This is a genomic window from Kribbella sp. NPDC056951 (assembly GCF_042674205.1).
GTDB lineage: Bacteria > Actinomycetota > Actinomycetes > Propionibacteriales > Kribbellaceae > Kribbella > Kribbella yunnanensis.
In genome coordinates this window covers 191,939-209,887 of the sequence record NZ_JBHUQZ010000008.1, presented here as the reverse complement: position 1 = coordinate 209,887, position 17,949 = coordinate 191,939, and the positions used below count along the sequence as shown (strand labels likewise).

The window sequence follows — 17,949 nt, the reverse complement described above, 5'->3', positions numbered from 1 at the left end:
CCAGAATAGGGGTGTTAGGAGCTGACGTGGCTGCGCAGGTTCTGGAAGACCTGCCGGGTCGCCGTCGAGCGGTTCAGCGTGATGAAGTGGATGCCCGGGGCGCCACCGGCCAGCAGCTGCTCGCACAGCTCGGTCGCGATCTCCACGCCGACTGCCCGCACCGCGGCCGGATCCTCCTCGACGGCCAGCAGCCGGTCTGTGACGGGCTTGGGCAGCGCCATCCCGGTCAGGTCGGCCATCCGCTGGATCTGCTTGATGTTGGTCACCGGCATGATGCCCGGCAGCACCGGGATCTCACAGCCGAGCGCAGCCGCCCGGTCGACCAGCCGGAAGTAGTCATCCGCTCCGAAGAACATCTGGGTGATGGCGTAGTCCGCACCGGCCTGTGCCTTGGCCGCCAGCACCTGTGCGTCCGCCTCCAGCGACTCAGCCTCCGGGTGCTTGTCCGGGAACGCGGCCACACCGACGCAGAAGTCGCCCAGCTCACGAATCAGCTCGACCAACTCGACCGCGTGGTTCAGCCCCTCGGGATGTGCGACCCACGGCTGGTTCGGACCGCCAGGCGGGTCTCCGCGCAGTGCCAGCATGTTCCGTACGCCGGAGCCGGCGTACGCACCGATCACCGAGCGCAGCTCGTCGCGGGAGTGCGAGACGCAGGTGAGGTGACCGATCGGCGTCAGCGACGTGTCCTGCGCGACCCGCTCGGTGACGCGGATCGTGCCGTCCCGGGTGGTACCGCCGGCGCCGTACGTGATCGAGACGAAGGTGGGGCGTAGCTGCTCGATCTCGCGTAGCGAGCGCCACAGCACGTCCTCGGCCTCCGGAGTCTTCGGTGGGAAGAACTCGAAGGAGAAGGACCGGCTTCCACTGGCCAGCAGCTCACGGACAGTCGGAGTGCTGCCGGGGAGCGTGGAGGGAAGTCCGTTTGCCATGCGCCAAGGTTACCCGCGCCGTCGGCGTCGGCGCAGCGACCGACTACGCTCCGAGACGTGTATGGCGAAGTGGACATCCCGGCCGAGGTCCAGCGCGCGCTGACCGGCTTCCTGGACCTGCAGCAGCAGCGACTGACGGCCATCGGCCCGGAGCTGGCCGAGGTGGTACAGGCCGCGCGGGACGCGACCAGCGGCGGCAAGCGGCTGCGACCGGCGTTCTGCTACTGGGGCTTCCGTGCTGCCGGCGGTGACTCGGCCCAGCCGATCCTGACCGCGGCAGCCAGTCTGGAGATGCTGCACGTCAGCGCTCTGGTCCATGACGACGTCATGGACTCTTCCGACGTACGGCGTGGTGCCCCGGCGGCGCACCGGCGTTTCGAAGAGCTGCAGCGGGCCAGGTCGGAGGCATCCGGCCGTGGTGGCGATCCGGTGAACTTCGGGGTTGGTGCGGCCATTCTGCTCGGCGACCTGTGCCTGATCTGGGCAGACGAGCTCCTGCACACGTCCGGCTTCGACGCGGCCGCCCTGGCTCGCGCATCACGCTTCTTCGACTCAGTGCGCGTCGAGGTGACCGCAGGACAGTTCCTGGACCTCGTGGCCCAGGCGAGTGGCGAGTCCGACATGGATCTGGCGCAACGCGTCCTGCGCTACAAGTCCGCGTCATACACGGTCGAGCGTCCGCTCCACGTCGGCGCCGCACTTGCCGGCTGCGACCAACGCCTCATCGACGCTCTGTCGGCGTACGGACGCCCGATCGGCGAGGCTTTCCAGCTGCGCGACGACCTGCTCGGCGTCTTCGGTGACCCGGCCCTGACCGGTAAGCCCGCCGGTGACGACCTCCGTGAAGGCAAGCGGACTGTCCTCGTCGCCTACGCGGTCGACCACGCGTCCGAGGTGCAGCTGACCGAGTTCGACCGTCTGTTCGGCCGCCCTGACCTGGACGACGACGAGATCCAGCTACTCCGCGAGATCCTGCAGGACTCCCGCGCCGTGCAGGCCTGCGAAGACCTGATCACCGAGCACACCGAGGACGCGCTCGATGCCCTCGACCGCGCTCCCCTGGCCGACGACACTGCCCGAAAGGGCCTGACCGATCTCGCGATCGCCGCAACATCCCGGGTGCTCTGACTTTCCGCATCTAGTCTGCTGGCATGTACTTCAAGTCCGCAGCAGGCCGTGACGCTGTCCACGAGCAGTACCGGGCACTGCTGGCCCAATGGCCGGTGCCGAACGAGCAGCGTCTGGTACCGACTGGTGCAGGCGACACGTTCGTAGTCAGCTGCGGTCCCGCCGACGCACCACCGCTCGTGCTGCTGCATGGGTCGGCCAGTACGTCGCTCGACTGGATAGACGACATCTCGGCCTGGTCAGTGCACTATCGCGTGCACGCGGTCGATCTGCTCGGCGATCCCGGTCTTAGCGCCGAGGTGCGCCCGGAGCTCGATTCCGACGACCACGCGGTCTGGCTGGACGACGTTCTCGAAGGACTGGGTATCCAGGGCTCGGTTCTGATGGTCGGGAGCTCGCTGGGTGGCTGGATCGGGACCGACTATGCGATCCGGCGACCGGGCAAGGTCCGCAAGCTTGCACTGTTGAGCCCGTCGGGCATCGGCCGGCAGAAGTCCCTCATCTACCTGCCGGCGATCTTCCTCCTGCCGTGGGGGCGGTGGGGCGTTCTGCAGACCATGCGGTTGGTCGCCGGACCGCTACCGGCCGAGCGGCGCAGAGACACCGGCGAGTTCGCACTGCTGGTGCACAAGCATTTCCAGCCGCGGCGGGTACAGCTACCGATCTTCACCGACGACCAGCTGAGCAAGCTCGACCTGATGGTGATCGTCGGTGGGCGTGACCGGATGCTCGATTCACAAGAGACCGCACGGCGACTGCCGAACGCAACAGTCGTCCTTCCGAACGCAGGGCACGTGCTGCCGAGCCAGACCGACCACGTGCTCAACTGGCTGCTAGAGGACAGGTAGTGCGCTGAGCAGAGCCGGGGTGTCCGCGTCCGGTTGTGAGTGGATGAGGAAGCGGAGCTGGCCGGAGTTGGCGCTGTCTTCGCTGAAGATCTGCAGTGCCACGTCGACGGTCTCGTGGTCGTGTTCGAGCAGGTGCTCGACACCGGTCCACAGGACGATCTCGGGCTCACCGGTCGAGCGGTCGCTCAGGGAGTCCGCCAGGGCGTCCCAGTTGCGGCCGAACCAGCGGGGGAGGTCGAAGGCCGTCGCACAGAGGTCGAGGAAGCCTGTCTTGTCGTGGACATCCGAGGTGTCCAGCAGAACGAAGTCCCAGCCGGCTGCGGCCACCTCGCGCCGTACGTCGTCGGCGCTGCGACTGGACTGCCAGCGGTAGACGCCGGGGCGCAGGCCCTCGGTCAGCAAGGCACGCAGGTCGGTCATCCGTTATCCTCCGCGATCCGGCGGAACGATGCATAGTGGTCGTCGGTGTAGTAGCGCTCGTCGCTCTTGCCGGTCACGATCCGGCGCGCGCCACGGTCCCGCTCCCCCGGCGTCTTCACGGTGTACTCGTGGTAGTAGCCGTTGTTCTGCTTGGGCAGGATCTTCTCGCGGTTACCGAAGACCACACCGTCGCGGTTGTACGGGTACGGGCCGCCCTTGTCGATCAGCTTCAGGGTGTCCTGCGCCTCCCGCGGCAGATCAGCCACTGCGACATAGCGCAGGCCACTGACCGGATCGACACTCGGCGTCGACGTCTTCGCGGGCGCACATCCGAACAGCGATGCGGCCAGCGTGATCACCAGCATGGCGATCAGCACGACCGCGACAATGCGGACGGTCTTCGGGTTCGTCACCCGGCACCCCGCAGTCGGCGGCTGAACTCCGCAGCTGCCGCACCTGGGTCGTCAGCCGCAGTGATCGCCCGTACGACGACCACTCGGGTCGCACCGGCCGCGACAACCTCGTCCAGCCGGTCGAGATCGATACCGCCGATCGCGAACCAGGGTTTTGATTGCTGACGGCTTGCAGCGTACGAAACCAGCTCCAGTCCAGCGGCCTGGCGACCAGGCTTCGTCGGGGTCTCCCACGTCGGTCCGACACAGAAGTACTCCGACCCGTGCTCTGCCACGGCTGCGTTCACCTGGCTGAAGGTGTGACAGGACCGGCCGATGATCGGATCCGATCCGATGACACCCCGAGCCGCGTGCACCGGCAGATCGCGCTGCCCCAGGTGCAGTACGTCGGCTCCGGACGCGAACGCGATGTCGGCCCGATCGTTCACCGCCAGCAGCTTGCCGTGCCGCTTACAGGCGTCCGCGAACACCTCCAGCGCCGCAAGCTCGTCAGCAGCCTCCATCTCCTTCTGACGGAGCTGCACGATGTCGACGCCGCCGGCCAGCGCGGCGTCCAGGAACTGTTCGAGGTCGCCCTGCTTCTCGCGCGCGTCGGTACACAGGTACAGGCGTGCGTCCTGCAGGCGGTCCGTGGACTCAGTCACACGACACAGCCTGCCATGCCGCCCCGGACGTAGGGTGACGGCATGCCTGAGCACACGTCCGATGTGGTGGTGATTGGCGGCGGGCTGATCGGTCTGGCGACCGCCTGGCAGTTGGCGGTGGACGGTCTGCAGGTGACGGTCTGCGACCCGACTCCGGGCGAGCAGACCTCCATAGTCGCCGCCGGCATGCTCGCCCCGGTCACAGAGGTCGAGTACGGCGAGGACGACCTGCTCGCGCTCAATCTGGCCGGTGTCGACGCCTGGCCCGATTTCGCCGCACGGCTCGAGGAAGCGACCGGCCTGTCCGCCGGACTGCACCAGACCGGCACACTGTCGGTCGCGTACGACGTCGACGACGCAGCCGAGCTACGTCGACTGGCGGAGTACCAGAGCAACCTCGGTCTGGCCGTAGAGGTGCTGTCCGGTCGCGAGGCTCGTAAACGCGAGCCACTGCTGGCAAATGGGGTCTCCGGCGGCGTCTGGGTCCCGGGCGACCACTCTGTCGACAACCGGCAAGCAGTCACCGCACTCCTCCGCGCAGTCGAGGTCTCCGGCGTCACAGTGATGCGCCAGAGCGTCGACCACGTCATCACCTCCGGTACGACGGCAATCGGCGTTCAGCTCGCGGATGGGAGCGCCGTACACGCTGGTCAGGTGATTGCCGCGACCGGACCGTGGTCGGCACAACTGAAAGGCGTACCGACTGAATTGCGCGCTCCGGTACGCCCAGTCAAAGGCGAAGTACTGCGGCTCCGCGTACCCGAGGCATATCGCCCGGCGCTCAATCACACAGTCCGTGCGACCGCGCGTGGATTCTCGGTCTATTTGGTTCCCCGCCCAGGTGGTGAGCTGGTGGTCGGTGCCACGAGCAACGAGCTCGGTTACGACACCAGAGTGCTCGCCGGCGGCGTGTTCGCTTTGTTGCGCGATGCAAGGACCGTGCTGCCGGTCACCGACGAACTCGAACTGGTGGAGACGATCGCGGGCCTCCGGCCGGCCACCCCCGACAACGCACCGATCCTCGGGCCGTCCGGGCTCGATGGGTTGCTCTGGGCAACTGGTCACTACCGGAACGGCGTGCTGCTGACCCCGATCACCGCGGCGATCCTGACCGAGACCGTCCGCACCGGCACGCTCCCGGATCTCGGTAAACCTTTTTTGCGGAGCCGTTTCGGTCAAACAATATAAACATTGAGTTACAGGCGTAACAATCACCCCATTAGCCCCTGTTGTCACATCCGTACCAGCACTTACGGTCAAGTGACGTGACACGGGGAGATGGACCATGCGAAATGTCGTACGTGTACTGACCGGAATCGCGGTACCGGTGCTGGCCGCCGGGGTGATCACCGCCGGGTCGCCGGGCTTCGGCGCCTACACGGTGAAGAGCGGTGACACGCTCAGCCACATCGCCACCCGCTACGGGACCAGCGTCCGAACCCTGGTCGCCCTGAACAAGCTCCCCGGCAACGGCAACGCCATCTACGCCGGCGAGGTCCTCAAACTGCCCGGAGCGCCCAAGGCCGCACCCAAGAGCCGGACGGCCGCCAAGACGCCGGCCAAGCGCTCCCAGCTCCGCATGAGCACGTACGTCGTCAAACCGGGCGACACGATCTCCAAGATCGCCAAGCGGTTCCGGTGCTCGCAGGCAAACCTGCTGGCGGCCAACCGGATGCGGGCCAGCGACCGCATCTTCGCGGGTAAGACCCTACGGGTGCCGGTGAAGCTCAAGGCGACAGCACCCAAGAAGAGCACTAAGAAGAAGAAGAAGAACAACACCTTCGCCGGACGCACCTACGCCGACCACATCGTCGCCCAGGCCGACCGGAACCGAGCCACTCTGAAGAAGCGCAACCTCCCGACCCGTGCGCAGATGCGCACGTTGATCGTCGCGACAGCCAAGCGGTACGGCGTCGATCCGGAGCTGGCGCTCGCGGTGAGCTGGCAGGAGTCCGGCTGGAAGCAGCGCGTGGTCTCCCCCGCCAACGCCATCGGTGTGATGCAGGTGATCCCGTCGACCGGACGGTTCTCCTCCAGCATCGTCGGCCGCGACCTGGACCTGCTGAAGGCCCAGGACAACGTCACAGCCGGTGTGGTGCTGCTGGACCACCTGACCGGCGCAGCGAAGCTGGACATCGCCGTAGCGGGCTACTACCAAGGCCTGGGCGGAGTGCGGCGTAACGGGATGTACCCGGACACCAAGCTCTACGTGAAGAACGTGCTGCGGCTGAAGGGCCAGTTCGAGAAGGGCTGGAACCCGCTCAAGTGACCGTTTGACCAGCCCGGACAGCGGTGCGCCTGGCACGGTCGACCTGGAGCCTTATCTACACTCTGTGGAGCAGAGGTAGCTTGAGAGGCGGCTCACCAGTAGTGACGGACGACGTGGACACGCAGGTAGGCGACCGCCTCGTCGGGCGTGTGCTCGACGGCCGCTACCGCGTGGGCGCCCGGGTCGCGAAGGGCGGCATGGCCACCGTCTACCAGGCGCTGGACATGCGGCTGGACCGGATCGTCGCGCTCAAGATCATGCACGACGGTCTCGGTGACGACGCCCAGTTCGCCCGCCGCTTCGTCGCCGAGGCCCGCGCCGCCGCCAAGCTCTCGCACCCGAACGTGGTCGCGGTGTTCGACCAGGGTGACGACAACGGCACCCTCTTCCTGGCCATGGAGTACATCCCCGGCCGCACGCTGCGTGACCTGATCCGCGAGCACGCACCGCTCTCCCCTGCCCGCGCACTCGACCTGCTGGCGCCGATCCTGTCCGCGCTGTCCGCGGCGCACGATGCCGGCATCGTCCACCGCGACATCAAGCCGGAGAACGTCTTGCTCTCCGACAGCGGCACAGTGAAGGTCGCCGACTTCGGTCTGGCTCGTGCGGTGAGTGCCACCGGCAACACTGCGACTCAGGGCCTGCTGATGGGCACGGTCTCCTACCTGGCACCTGAGCTGGTCACCGACGGCAGTGCGGACGCCCGCTCGGACGTGTACTCGTCCGGCATCCTCCTCTACGAACTGCTGACCGGTGAGAAGCCTCACAGCGGTGACACCCCGATCCAGGTCGCTTACGCGCATGTGCACGCGGACGTGCCCGCTCCGTCCCTGGTGCAGCCGCAAATCCCGCCGTACGTCGATGCGCTCGTGCAGCGCGCCACAGCTCGGGACCGCGACCTACGGCCGGCCGATGCGCGCGTGCTGAGCCGTCAGGTCCGACGAGTGCGCAGTGCGCTCGAAGAAGGTCTGCCGGACGACCCGGAGCTCACTGGCGACCTGACCGTGCCGATCCAGCAGATCCGGCAGGACAGCGACTACGACGACGGTTACACGCGCGAGGTCACCCCGGTGACTCCGGTGAGCGTGCTCAAGCACGAGACGATCGTCGTACCGGTGGAGCACGGCCGTCCGACCGGTCAGCCGGTCCCGCGAAATCCAGTACGGCGGGGGCCGAGCCGCGGTCTGATCGCGCTCATCCTCATCCTGCTGGCCGCCGTCGCTATCGGCACCTCGGCCTGGTACTACGGCATCCACCGCTATACAACGGCTCCTGACCTCGTGAAGCTGACTCCGGCGTCGGCGTCGGTCGAAGCGCAGAAGGTGGAGTTGCGGACCACCCTGTCCAACCAGGACTTCTCCGAGGACGTCCCCAAGGGACAGGTCATGTCCACCGACCCCAAGCCGGGTGAGCGGATCCGCAAGAACGGTGAGATCCACCTCACCGTCTCCAAGGGGCCGGAGCGGTACCGCGTGCCGCAGCTCGCCGGTCTGGACCTGGATGCCGCCAACCGGGCGATCGCGGCGATCAAGCTCGTGCAGGGCCAGATCAACGAGCAGTACAACGAGGCTGTGCCGGCCGGGCGAGTGATTGCCTTCTACCCCCGTTTCAACATGGTCGTCGCGCCCAACACTGCGGTGAACTTCGTGGTGAGCAAGGGGAAGCGGCCGATCGCGGTCCCCGACTTCACCGGCAAGACTTATCGCGAGGCGAACAAGGCACTGCGCAAGCTCGGGTTCATCGTCAACCGCACCGAGCAGTACGACGCCAAGGTGCCCGAGGGCACTGTGATCAGCCAGACCCCGCGGGGCGGCACGCTACACGCCAAGGACAAGGTGCAGCTGGTCGTCTCCAAAGGCCCGCCACTGGTCGACGTACCGAATGTGAAGCGGAAGTCGACCAGCGAGGCCCAGCAGATCCTCAAGGCAGCCGGGTTCGAGGTGAAGGTCGAGAAGGCGGCGCTGAACATCGGCCTGAACATCGTCGCCGCGCAGAGCCCCGGAGCCGGCCAGAAGGTCCGCCCGGGCAGCACCATCACCATCACAGTCCTTTAGGTACGGCGTTTTGGTCGCCACCAGGGCGGGGTGATTAGCTGTCCGCGTGAATCGCTCGCGCCTTGCCGTAGTGGCGCTGCTCGCCGTGGCGGCGGCGTGGGGATCGACGTTCTTCCTCACCAAGGACCTGCTCACCAGGATGGACGTCGCCGACTACCTGGCGTTGCGATTCCTGATCGCGTCGGTCGCGCTGCTGCTGATCTACCCGACGGCCATCGCCCGGCTGGACCGCATGGACCGCGGCCGGGCCGTTGCCCTGGGCATCACCTACGGCATCGCCCAGCTGGTGCAGACCGAAGGCCTGCGGCACACCGACGCGAGCGTTTCCGGTTTCGTCACCGGCATGTACGTCGTCTTCACGCCACTACTGGCTGCGGTCATCCTGCGGCACAAGATCGGCCGCTGGGCCTGGATAGCTGTGGTTCTGGCCACAGTCGGCCTCGGTGTGCTCGCGCTGCGCGGGTTCAGTCTGGGAACCGGTGAGCTGCTCACTCTGGCGTCCGCCGGCCTGTATGCCTTGCACATCATCGGTCTGGGCGCTTGGTCCACACCACAGAACGCCTTCGGGCTGTCTGCGCTCCAGATGGTCGTGATCACCTGCGTCTGCGCGGTCGGCGCCATCCCTGGTGGGTTCTCGGTCCCCAGCAACACCCGGGACTGGATCAGCGTGATCTACATGGCCCTGATCGCCGGTGCGCTCGCACTGATCGTGCAGACCTGGGCACAGGCCCATCTGACGCCCACCCGGGCTGCGATCGCGATGACCATGGAGCCGGTGTTCGCCTCGTCGTTCGCAGTGCTGTTCGGCACCGAGAGTGTCACCTGGCGGATGCTGACCGGCGGCGCACTGGTGCTGGCAGCGATGTTCCTGGTCGAGCTGGCGCCACGGCGGAAGTTCGAAGCCGAAGTGCAGCACCTCGCCCAATAGGGGGTTCGATGCGGGACAACAGCGCGCGGCGGGTCCGGTGGTTCCCCACCGCGGCGATCGCCGTTGTGCTGGCTGTCATCGGCGGTGGTGGCGCACTGAACCTCGACCTCTACCCACAGCCCGGTCTGGTCGCCGACGGCGTGCCACACCGCTCCAAAGGCGAGGAACGCCGCGACCTCCGCGCACAAGCCCTCTCCGACCTGGATGCCCTCACCCTGCCCAGTGGTGCCACGCTGGCCGGCTGGGACGGCCCCTGGCGTTACGTCTGGCCACGGGACGCGTCCTTCGTCGCAGCGGCCCGCTGTGCAGTCGGCCAGGACGCCGAAGCCGCGCGGGTGCTGGACTTCCTGGACCGGATCAAACCCGTCTCGGGACGCTGGGAGGCCCGGTACCTCGAGACCGGCCAACCGGTCGCAGATGGCCGCGAGGCACAGCTCGACGGCTCCGGCTGGGTGCCGTGGGCCACGTGGTTCTGCCGTAGCGGTGACCGGCACTGGGAGATGGTCCGGGAGTCCGCCGACCAGATCACCCGTGAGCTCAGGTCGAACGGCCTCCCCGGTCCGTCACCCGACTACTGGGAGCGGCCCGAGTCAGAGGTCACTCTGGGCACAGTCGCACCGCTGCTGACCGGACTGCGTGCTGCGATCCGGATCGCCAGCGACCTCGGCCACACCGCTGAGGCGGACCGCTGGCAGGCCGCGCTCAACACGTTGTCCACGGCAACCGAGCGCCGATTCGCACCGGACTATCCGCGCACCCCGCCGTACGCGGAAAGCTTTGTGGAACCCGGACTGCCGCCAGCCCGGCTAGGTGGTGGCGCCGACGCGATCGTCACCGTCCTCGGCCCACCGTTCGCTCCGGAGCGCGAGGTGGTCACCCAGGCGATCGTCAAGGCTCGCGCTGCCCTGACTCAACCGAATGGCGGCCAGGACCCCGGCGAGGAGTGGCGGGCGGACGGTGTCTCGTGGACGCCGCAGACAGCCATGTTCGCTCTGAGCGCGGCAGCTCGTGGCGACCGCACCACAGCTGCGGAGATCCTGAGCTGGCTCGATCACTACCGCACACCGAGCGGAAGCCTGCCGGAGAAGGTCAACCGCGACCACCAGCCCGCCGGCGAGGCTCCCCTGGGCTGGACTGCCGCCCTGGTCGTCCTCGCCGACCAGGCCCTCGACAGCCCGCTGCCGATCCCCTAGCAAATCTCCATCACGTCGTGCACCGGTGCGTCCGGCCGCCGCGTACTGGTCTTGGCCGAGTAGAAGAACGCAGTCGACGCAATGTCGTCCTGCAACGGCAGATAGCGCCCACCCGACCGCCAGCCCAGCGCCTGTACGTCGACGCGCAGTTTCGAGCGGAAGCGGATCGGATCCGGCAGGTGGAAGCGGTACATGCCGAACCGCTGCTGGCTCGCGTACTGCCCGTCCGGCCGAATCACCTGCGGCATCCCGAGGTACGGCGTACTGAACTCGGTGTACCCACCCAGATGCGGTACGTCGAAGTTCCACGCGCCACCGAAGTAGTCCTCCGTCCCGGTACCGCAGATGGTCGGAAACTCCTCGTCGTCATCCACATAGAACTTCACCTCGCCCTCACCCCACCAGCCGCTGCTGTTGACACCCCACGCGAGGTACGTGCCCACGTAGTGCCCCGGCCCCTCCACACCGTCGAGCAGCGTGTGCACGGTCGCAGCCGCCAGCGGGTTGCTCCGCCGCCACTGCGCATGCAGGTACGCCGACTTGTCCGGTACGGCGCCCAGCCAGTAGTCCACCTGGAAGTAGACGACCACCGTCTCGTCGTGGGTGTTCTCCAGCGTCAGAGTCGCCTGGGACTGGAACGGCATCTCCCAGTAGCAGTTGAAGCCGCCGTTCGGGTTCACGGCGACCGGCAGCGAGTTCACCTGAGCGAACTTGCCCCAACCAGAGCAGAAGAAGTCACCGACCGGAGTCTCGATCGCTGGGGCCTCATCGCCGTCCCAGTGTCCCCGCAGTACCAGCCGCCGCCAGTGGTCCACATGAGTGGTCAGCCAGATGTGGGTGATCGCACCAGAGCCAGTGATGTCAGCCAGGGTGGCGGTCTCCCCCGGCCCGATCTCGATCGACGGAGACACCTTCCAGCCCTGACCGAGGTCGCGGGCCGCGTGGGCACCGGTCCCCTCGGTCCGCCGGCCGCCCTGCCCCGGCTCACCGGTCGGGTTCTCCGCACTGATGGAACGCGTCTCGACATCCACGAGCGCGCTGATTCCGGAAAGAGTCATACGGGCGACCCTAGGCGATGAGAAATCGATTGCCCAGCCCCCTGGACCGAATCAGCAGGGGCGAACCTTGGCTGACAGCCCCACGAAGCTCAGGCAGGCCCACGGCCGGCCCTGGGCCGGATCCGCGCGCAGGATGAGCGGATAGGCGTCCGCGCCACGCACCTCCGGCGTCTTATCGGTCAACGGAGACCCGACCGCGCCACCACGAGCCGCAGCGGCCGCCTTCACATCGTCGACAGAGACCACCGAGCTCGCCGCCTTCTCCGCCGCCACCTTGGCATCCGTCGCAACCTGCAGTGCGAAGTCGATCTCCGGCGGACTCGCCCAGGTAGTGGTCGTCACCGGGAACACCACCCCGAACATCGCCAGCCCCACCGCGACGATGATGCGCCGCAGCCGCCGCTTCTGGTCGCCGAGCAGCAGCGCCGCGCAGCACAGCGCGAGCCCCAGCGTCAGGCCCCGCAGGATCCAGTGCCGGTCGAGCCGGCTGTCGACCAGCACTGCGGCGACCACTGCCACCAGAACACAGAAAGCAGCCACACCGAGGGCCTGCACACGCGAAGACATGCGCAGACGATATCCAGGAGCTCAGGTCCGCCAGCGGTCGGTCAGCTCGTCGACAGTGGGCGGCGGGCCTGGGAGCTCGCCGCCCGGTTGTTCACCGGAGCGGTGCATCGCCTCCAGCATGAGCGTCAGATAGCGATGCCGGAGCTGATGGGTCCGCGCGTCGTCACCGAGCTTGATCGAGGTGATCTGCTCGAGGATCACCGCGAAGTCCTCGACCACGATCCCCGGCCGGAGGTGCTCCTTCGTCCGCGCGTAGATGGCCCGATCCAGCTCACCAGCCCGTACGGCGGCCTCGAACAGCTCGGGTGTCGGAGTGAAGGTGCCCGCGAGCCGCTGGGTTAGCGAGTTCGTGTCGGCGTCGACGAGCGCCCGCAGGTACGCCGTGAAGGCAACCCACGGCTCGCGGTCGTCGGCGAGCGCCTTCTCGGACTCGGCGATGTAGCGGTTCAGGCCGTCGCCGCACAGCTTCCGCAGCAACTCCTCCTTGCTCGTATACCGGCGGTACAGCGCACTGATCCCGACGCCGGCCTGCTCGGCGACCGCGGCGATCGGCGCACCGGGATCGGCGATGAAGACCGCCCGGGCCGCCGCCAGGATCACTTCGTCGTTCCGGGCCGCCTGCGCCTGGCGGCCACTCAGAGCTTTCGTCATGTCACCCAGATTAGCACTTGAACGGAATGCTCCGTTCCGCTAGAGTTTGGAACAGAACAGTTCGTTCCGTTTGAGGAGCCGAGATGACCGCAGTCGCAGTACTCCCCCAGACCGAGACCGCCACCGCCGCCGTACCCCGGCGGCTCCGCAAGCGCTGGCTCGCCTTCACCGCCGTGATGACCGCGTCCGTCATGGATCTGCTCGACTCCACCGTGATGAACGTCGCGGCACCGGCCATCCGGGGCGATCTCGGCGGCTCCTACGCCAGCCTGCAGTGGATGGCCGCCGGCTACACGATGGCGCTGGCCGTCCTGCTCCTGGTCGGCGGCCGGCTCGGCGACCTGGTCGGCCGCAAGCGGGCGCTGCTGATCGGTGTCGCCGGTTTCACCGTGACGTCGTTCCTGTGCGGCCTCGCGGTGTCGCCGGAGATGCTGATCGCCTCCCGGGTCGCCCAGGGAGCGTTTGCCGCGGTGATGCTCCCGCAAGGCTTCGGACTGGTCCGGGACCTGTTCGAGCCCGATGAGCGGACCAAGGCGTTCGGCTTCTTCGGCCCGATCATGGGGCTGGCCGCCGTACTCGGCCCGATCATCGGCGGCACCGTGCTCGACCTGAACCTGTTCGGTACCGGCTGGCGCGCGATCTTCCTGATCAACATCCCGATCGGCCTGTTCAGCTTCATCGTCTCCGCCAAGCACCTGCCGGACACCAAGCCCACCACGCGCAAGGTCTCCCTGGACATCCCCGGTCTGCTGATCGCGAGCGCCGGACTGGTCGCCCTGGTCTACCCGCTGGTTCAGGGTCATGAGCTCGGCTGGCCGCTGTGGTCGAAGCTGCTGCTGGCCGCGTCGCTGCCGATCCTGGCCGGCTTCGGCATCCACCAGTCCCGCCGCAGCCGCAACGGCGCCACCGCACTGATCGAGCCCCGGCTGCTGAAGAGCCGCCCGTACCTGTCCGGTGTCTTCTTCGCGGTCGTCTTCTTCGGCGCGCTGGCCGGCACGTTCGTGCTCGGCATGTTCCTCCAGGTCGGCCTCGGCTACACCCCGATCCACGCCAGCCTGGCGATGGCTCCCTGGGCCCTCGGTGCGTTCATCGGCTCGGCGATCTCCGGGATGACGATGCAGAAGTTCGGCCGCAAGCTGCTGCACATCGGCCTCGCCCTGATGGCGGCCGGCCTGGCCGGGACGTACGCCGTCCTCGCGCTGACCGATCTGAGCGTCGGCAGCTGGGACATCGCCGTACCGACGCTGATCGGCGGGATCGGGATGGGCATGGTCTTCGTGCCGATGTTCGACATCATCCTGAGCGGGGTCCGCGACGACGAGGTCGGTTCCGCGACCGGCATGCTCGGCTCGTTCGAGCAGGTCGGGATCGCACTGGGGATCGCGGTGATCGGGACGATCTTCATGGGCAAGGTATCGGCGGCCGACGCGGCGACCCGGGCGATCGCCGCCCTCGACGGCACCCAGACCGCGCTGCTGGCCACGATCGGCGGCCTGGCGCTGGCCTTCGCGGCAGCGTTCCTGCTGCCGAAGACCTCGCGGGCCGGTATCGAGCACTGATCGAACGCAGTACGAGGCCGCCGTTCCGGATTCCGGAGCGGCGGCTCTGCGTTGGGGCGCGACGCGCCGATCAGGGTCGTTGGTGACCTTTGCGGCTGGCAGTGTCGGGAGAGTCCCGTTCGGCCGGTGACGGCCGGACCGCCCCCGAGGGATTGGAACGACCGTGGTTCACGAGGATTCCATCGACCCCGGCACCTGGAGCATCTCGCGGCGCCGGGCACTCCAACTCAGCGGCGGCGTCGCCGCTGCCGGCGCTGTGCAGGCCGCGCCCACTGCGACCGCCGGTACGACGCTCAACCAGGCGGCTCGTGAGTCACCACATCAGGCCGTGCTGAGCGAGGGCACGAACCTGATGACCGCGGTCTCGCCGGACGGTCGGTGGCTGGCGTTCGACCTGGTCACCGCGATCTGGGTGACCCCGGCCGCCGGTGGCGTCTCCCGGCGACTGACCGACGACCTGCAGGACGCGACCCGGCCCCGCTGGTCACCGGACAGCCGGCGGATCGTCTTCCAGTCCTACCGCGACGGCAACTTCCACCTCTGGCTGATCGATGCCGACGGCAACAACCTCCGTCAGCTAACGACCGGCCGCAACGATCACCGCGAACCGTACTTCACTCCGGACGGCGGATCGGTCGTCTTCTCCTCCGACCGCGGCAGCACCGGCAGCTACGGCATCCACCGGCTAGACCTGGCGAGCGGCGCAATCACGACCCTCACCGACGAGCCGGCCGAAGAGGCTGAGCCGATCGTCTCCCCCGACGGCACGAAGATCGCGTTCACCGTCGACGCATCCTCGATCGCGGAAGTCGACCTCGCCACGGGCATCCGTCGTACCGTCGTCGCGGCGCAGACCGGCAGCAGCGTCTACGGTCCCGCCTACTCCCCCACCGGCCAGCTCGCGTACGTCCGGCTCGCCGGGCCCGTGTGCGACCTGGTGGTCGGCGATCAGAAGGTGACCAGCGGCAAGGACGTGTTCGCGGTACCGCCGTCGTGGGTGTCGGCCGACGAGCTCGTGTACACGGCGGACGGCCACGTGGTCCGGCATCGCCTCGGCGGCGCGCATACCGTCGTACCGTTTGCTGCCACCGTGCCGATCACCGCGCGCCGGCCGCGACCGAAGTCGCCGGATGTGGAGTCGACCGGCGCCCGGCCGGTCCTCGGGATCGCCGGTCCGACCGCCTCACCGGACGGTCGCTGGATCGCCTTCCGGGCGTTGAACGCTTTGTGGCTCGCGGCAACGAGTGGCCGTGGGCAACCGCGCAAGATTGTTGCCGATGGCTACTTCAACAGCGACCCCGACTTCTCTCCGGACGGGAAGTCGTTGCTGTACGCAAGCGATCGTGACGGTACCGCCGACCTTTGGCTGCACGACCTCGCCGCGGGCACGAATCGCAAGCTCTCCACGTTGCCGGGCGCGCAGACCGCACCGCGCTTCTCGCCCGACGGGAAGCAGGTCGCGTACCAGGACCAGGACGGGATCGCGTGGGTCCTCGACCTCGGCACCAACGCCGTCCGGCAAGTGACCCCACCGCTCTTCCAACCCGGCCGCGTCAGCTGGTCGCGCGACGGCAAGACGCTGGTGCTCGCCGCGGTAAAGCCGTTCTCCAAACGCTTCCGCGAAGGCACCAGCCAGCTCCTGTACGTCGACGTAGCCACCGCCGCCCTCGAGTACGTCGAACCGATGCCGTTCCGCTCACTCGCCACCCGCGGCGACGACGGCCCGGTCTTCTCGCCCGACGGCCGCCACCTCGCATTCGTCGTCGAGAGCCTCCTGTACGTCGTCCCTGTCGACCAACGCGGCCGCTTCACCGGGGAACCGCGGGCGATCACCGCGGAGGTCACCGACTCACCCGTCTGGCAGGACAGCGACACGTTGCTGTACCTCAACAACGGTCGTCTCCGTCGGGTCGACCTGCACGGATCGCGCCCGCGCACGGTCGCCCTCGACCTGAAGTGGCGGCGGGCAACGATCAAGCAGCACGTCACGATCCACGCCGGTGCGCTCTGGGACGGCCGAGAGACCGCTCTCCGGCGGGACGTGGACATCGTCCTCGACGGTTCGCGGATCGCCGCCGTGCGGCCGCATCAAGGGCGGGCGGACATCGACGCCTCCAAGCTGACCGTGATGCCCGGGCTGATCGACGCGCACAACCACTGGCATCTGCGCGGCCGGGCGTGGGGTGCGCGGCAGGGGAACCTGTGGCTGGCCTACGGGATCACGAGTACGCGCTCTCCCGGCGACCCGGCGTACCAGATGCAGGAAACGCGGGAAGCGCTCTCTCACGGTTCTCTGACCGGTCCCCGGTACTTCGCAACCGGTGAGGCGATCGACGGTTCGCGGGTCTACTACAACTTCATGCGACCGACATTGTCCGTGCGGCAACTGGGTCTCGAGCTCGATCGGGTCGAGGGGCTCGCGTACGACCTGGTGAAGACCTATGTCCGGTTGCCGATCGACTACCAGCGGCGCGCGATCGCCGCCGTACACCGGCTTGGTCTGCAGTTGTCGTCGCACTACCTCTACCCGGCTGAGCACCTCGGCATGGACGGGATGGAGCACACCGGGGCAACCAACCGGTTGGGGTACTCGCACACGGTCAGTCGGCTCGGCCGCGCGTACGCCGATGTCGTCACGCTGTTCACCAAGGCCGGGCTGTCCGTCACACCGACGCTGTTCAACTCGACGATGGCGCATGTCGACGATCCGTCGCTGCTGACGGATCGGCGTACGACGACGTTGTTCCCGGCGTGGGAGTACACGTATCTGCGCGGTGAGGTGGACACGGCCTCCGGGCCGGCCGGGGTGACGACGCGTGAGCTCCTGCGCGGGAACGTCGACATGGTGCTGCGGATCCACCGCGGCGGTGGACTGGTGATCTCCGGGACCGATACCCCGTTGGACAACATCGCGATCTCGCTGCACGCCAATCTGCGCTCGATGGTGGCCGGCGGATTCACGCCGTACGAGGCCCTCACGACCGCGACGCGGAACCCGGCGCGCTGGCTCAATCTCGAGGACAAGCTCGGGGTGATCAAACCCGGTGCCCAGGCCGACCTCTCGTTCGTGACCGGCGATCCGCTGGCCGACATTCGGGCAGCGGCTGCGGTCGATCGGGTCATGATCGCGGGCAAGTTGCACACGATCGATCAACTCCTGGCACCGTATGCCGGGAAGGCGAACACCAGCGCGGGTCTCAGCAAGGCCAAGGCCCACGCGCACGACGCGGAGTACTGGTGGCACGAACCCGAGTGGCTGCATCGAGTGTGTTGCGAAGGGTAGGT

Annotated in this window: 16 protein-coding genes; 9 read left to right on the top strand and 7 right to left on the bottom strand. The window is 67.7% G+C overall.

Going from position 1 to position 17,949, the window contains the following annotated elements:
• Positions 1–14: 14 nt before the first annotated feature.
• Positions 15–932 (bottom strand): methylenetetrahydrofolate reductase [NAD(P)H], encoded by a 918-nt coding sequence (metF, locus tag ACFTSF_RS28690; protein WP_380157154.1) that lies wholly within the window; start codon positions 930–932, stop codon positions 15–17.
• Positions 933–989: 57 nt separating this feature from the next.
• Here metF and ACFTSF_RS28685 point away from each other — a divergent pair, with 57 nt between their 5' ends.
• Both ACFTSF_RS28685 and ACFTSF_RS28680 read left to right on the top strand, forming a co-directional pair.
• Complete coding sequence (locus ACFTSF_RS28685) at positions 990–2,060, top strand: polyprenyl synthetase family protein (protein ID WP_380157152.1); 1,071 nt, start codon at positions 990–992, stop codon at positions 2,058–2,060.
• 23 nt (positions 2,061–2,083) lie between these two features.
• Positions 2,084–2,908 carry an alpha/beta fold hydrolase gene (locus tag ACFTSF_RS28680; protein ID WP_380157151.1) on the top strand — a complete coding sequence of 275 codons (825 nt, stop codon included), beginning with the start codon at positions 2,084–2,086 and terminating at the stop codon, positions 2,906–2,908.
• On the opposite strand, the gene ACFTSF_RS28675 is transcribed toward ACFTSF_RS28680, so the two are convergent.
• Genes ACFTSF_RS28675 through thiE form a run of 3 tightly spaced genes read right to left on the bottom strand, consistent with a single transcriptional unit; the run spans position 2,894 to position 4,385 of the window.
• The gene (locus tag ACFTSF_RS28675; RefSeq protein ID WP_380157149.1) at positions 2,894–3,328 is read right to left on the bottom strand and encodes a barstar family protein; all 435 of its coding nucleotides are present in this window, start codon (positions 3,326–3,328) and stop codon (positions 2,894–2,896) included. The genes ACFTSF_RS28680 and ACFTSF_RS28675 overlap by 15 nt on opposite strands.
• Complete coding sequence (locus ACFTSF_RS28670; RefSeq protein ID WP_380157148.1) at positions 3,325–3,741, bottom strand: ribonuclease domain-containing protein; 417 nt, start codon at positions 3,739–3,741, stop codon at positions 3,325–3,327. The genes ACFTSF_RS28675 and ACFTSF_RS28670 overlap by 4 nt, the downstream gene beginning before the upstream one ends.
• The gene (gene thiE / locus ACFTSF_RS28665; RefSeq protein ID WP_380157146.1) at positions 3,738–4,385 is read right to left on the bottom strand and encodes a thiamine phosphate synthase; all 648 of its coding nucleotides are present in this window, start codon (positions 4,383–4,385) and stop codon (positions 3,738–3,740) included. The genes ACFTSF_RS28670 and thiE overlap by 4 nt, the downstream gene beginning before the upstream one ends.
• Before the next feature lie 42 nt (positions 4,386–4,427).
• On the opposite strand from thiE, the gene thiO reads away from it, so the two are divergent.
• The 5 genes from thiO (at position 4,428) to ACFTSF_RS28640 (ending at position 10,829) form a co-directional block, all read left to right on the top strand.
• The gene (gene thiO, locus ACFTSF_RS28660; protein ID WP_380157144.1) at positions 4,428–5,573 is read left to right on the top strand and encodes a glycine oxidase ThiO; all 1,146 of its coding nucleotides are present in this window, start codon (positions 4,428–4,430) and stop codon (positions 5,571–5,573) included.
• A 97-nt stretch (positions 5,574–5,670) separates the two neighbouring features.
• Complete coding sequence (locus tag ACFTSF_RS28655; RefSeq protein WP_380157143.1) at positions 5,671–6,654, top strand: LysM peptidoglycan-binding domain-containing protein; 984 nt, start codon at positions 5,671–5,673, stop codon at positions 6,652–6,654.
• Between the two features lie 101 nt (positions 6,655–6,755).
• Positions 6,756–8,708, top strand: a complete 1,953-nt coding sequence (gene pknB / locus ACFTSF_RS28650; RefSeq protein WP_380157141.1) for a Stk1 family PASTA domain-containing Ser/Thr kinase — start codon at positions 6,756–6,758, stop codon at positions 8,706–8,708.
• Positions 8,709–8,754: 46 nt separating this feature from the next.
• Complete coding sequence (locus ACFTSF_RS28645) at positions 8,755–9,636, top strand: DMT family transporter (protein ID WP_344150748.1); 882 nt, start codon at positions 8,755–8,757, stop codon at positions 9,634–9,636.
• A gap of 8 nt (positions 9,637–9,644) precedes the next feature.
• The gene (locus ACFTSF_RS28640) at positions 9,645–10,829 is read left to right on the top strand and encodes a glucoamylase (RefSeq protein WP_380157139.1); all 1,185 of its coding nucleotides are present in this window, start codon (positions 9,645–9,647) and stop codon (positions 10,827–10,829) included.
• Here ACFTSF_RS28640 and ACFTSF_RS28635 read toward each other — a convergent pair.
• From ACFTSF_RS28635 to ACFTSF_RS28625, 3 genes are read right to left on the bottom strand one after another with little or no spacing between them, the layout of a single operon-like run.
• Entirely contained in the window at positions 10,826–11,887 is a 1,062-nt protein-coding gene (locus ACFTSF_RS28635; protein ID WP_380157137.1) for a glycoside hydrolase family 172 protein, read from the bottom strand. The genes ACFTSF_RS28640 and ACFTSF_RS28635 overlap by 4 nt on opposite strands.
• A gap of 51 nt (positions 11,888–11,938) precedes the next feature.
• Positions 11,939–12,454 carry a hypothetical protein gene (locus tag ACFTSF_RS28630; RefSeq protein WP_380157135.1) on the bottom strand — a complete coding sequence of 172 codons (516 nt, stop codon included), beginning with the start codon at positions 12,452–12,454 and terminating at the stop codon, positions 11,939–11,941.
• 21 nt (positions 12,455–12,475) lie between these two features.
• Positions 12,476–13,105, bottom strand: coding sequence for a TetR/AcrR family transcriptional regulator (locus tag ACFTSF_RS28625; protein ID WP_380157133.1), 630 nt, complete (start codon positions 13,103–13,105; stop codon positions 12,476–12,478).
• An 83-nt stretch (positions 13,106–13,188) separates the two neighbouring features.
• On the opposite strand from ACFTSF_RS28625, the gene ACFTSF_RS28620 reads away from it, so the two are divergent.
• A complete protein-coding gene (locus tag ACFTSF_RS28620) occupies positions 13,189–14,664 on the top strand; it encodes a DHA2 family efflux MFS transporter permease subunit (protein WP_380157132.1) in 1,476 nt (491 codons plus the stop codon).
• A gap of 163 nt (positions 14,665–14,827) precedes the next feature.
• Positions 14,828–17,947, top strand: a complete 3,120-nt coding sequence (locus ACFTSF_RS28615) for an amidohydrolase family protein (protein WP_380157130.1) — start codon at positions 14,828–14,830, stop codon at positions 17,945–17,947.
• The last annotated feature ends 2 nt before the right edge of the window (positions 17,948–17,949 follow it).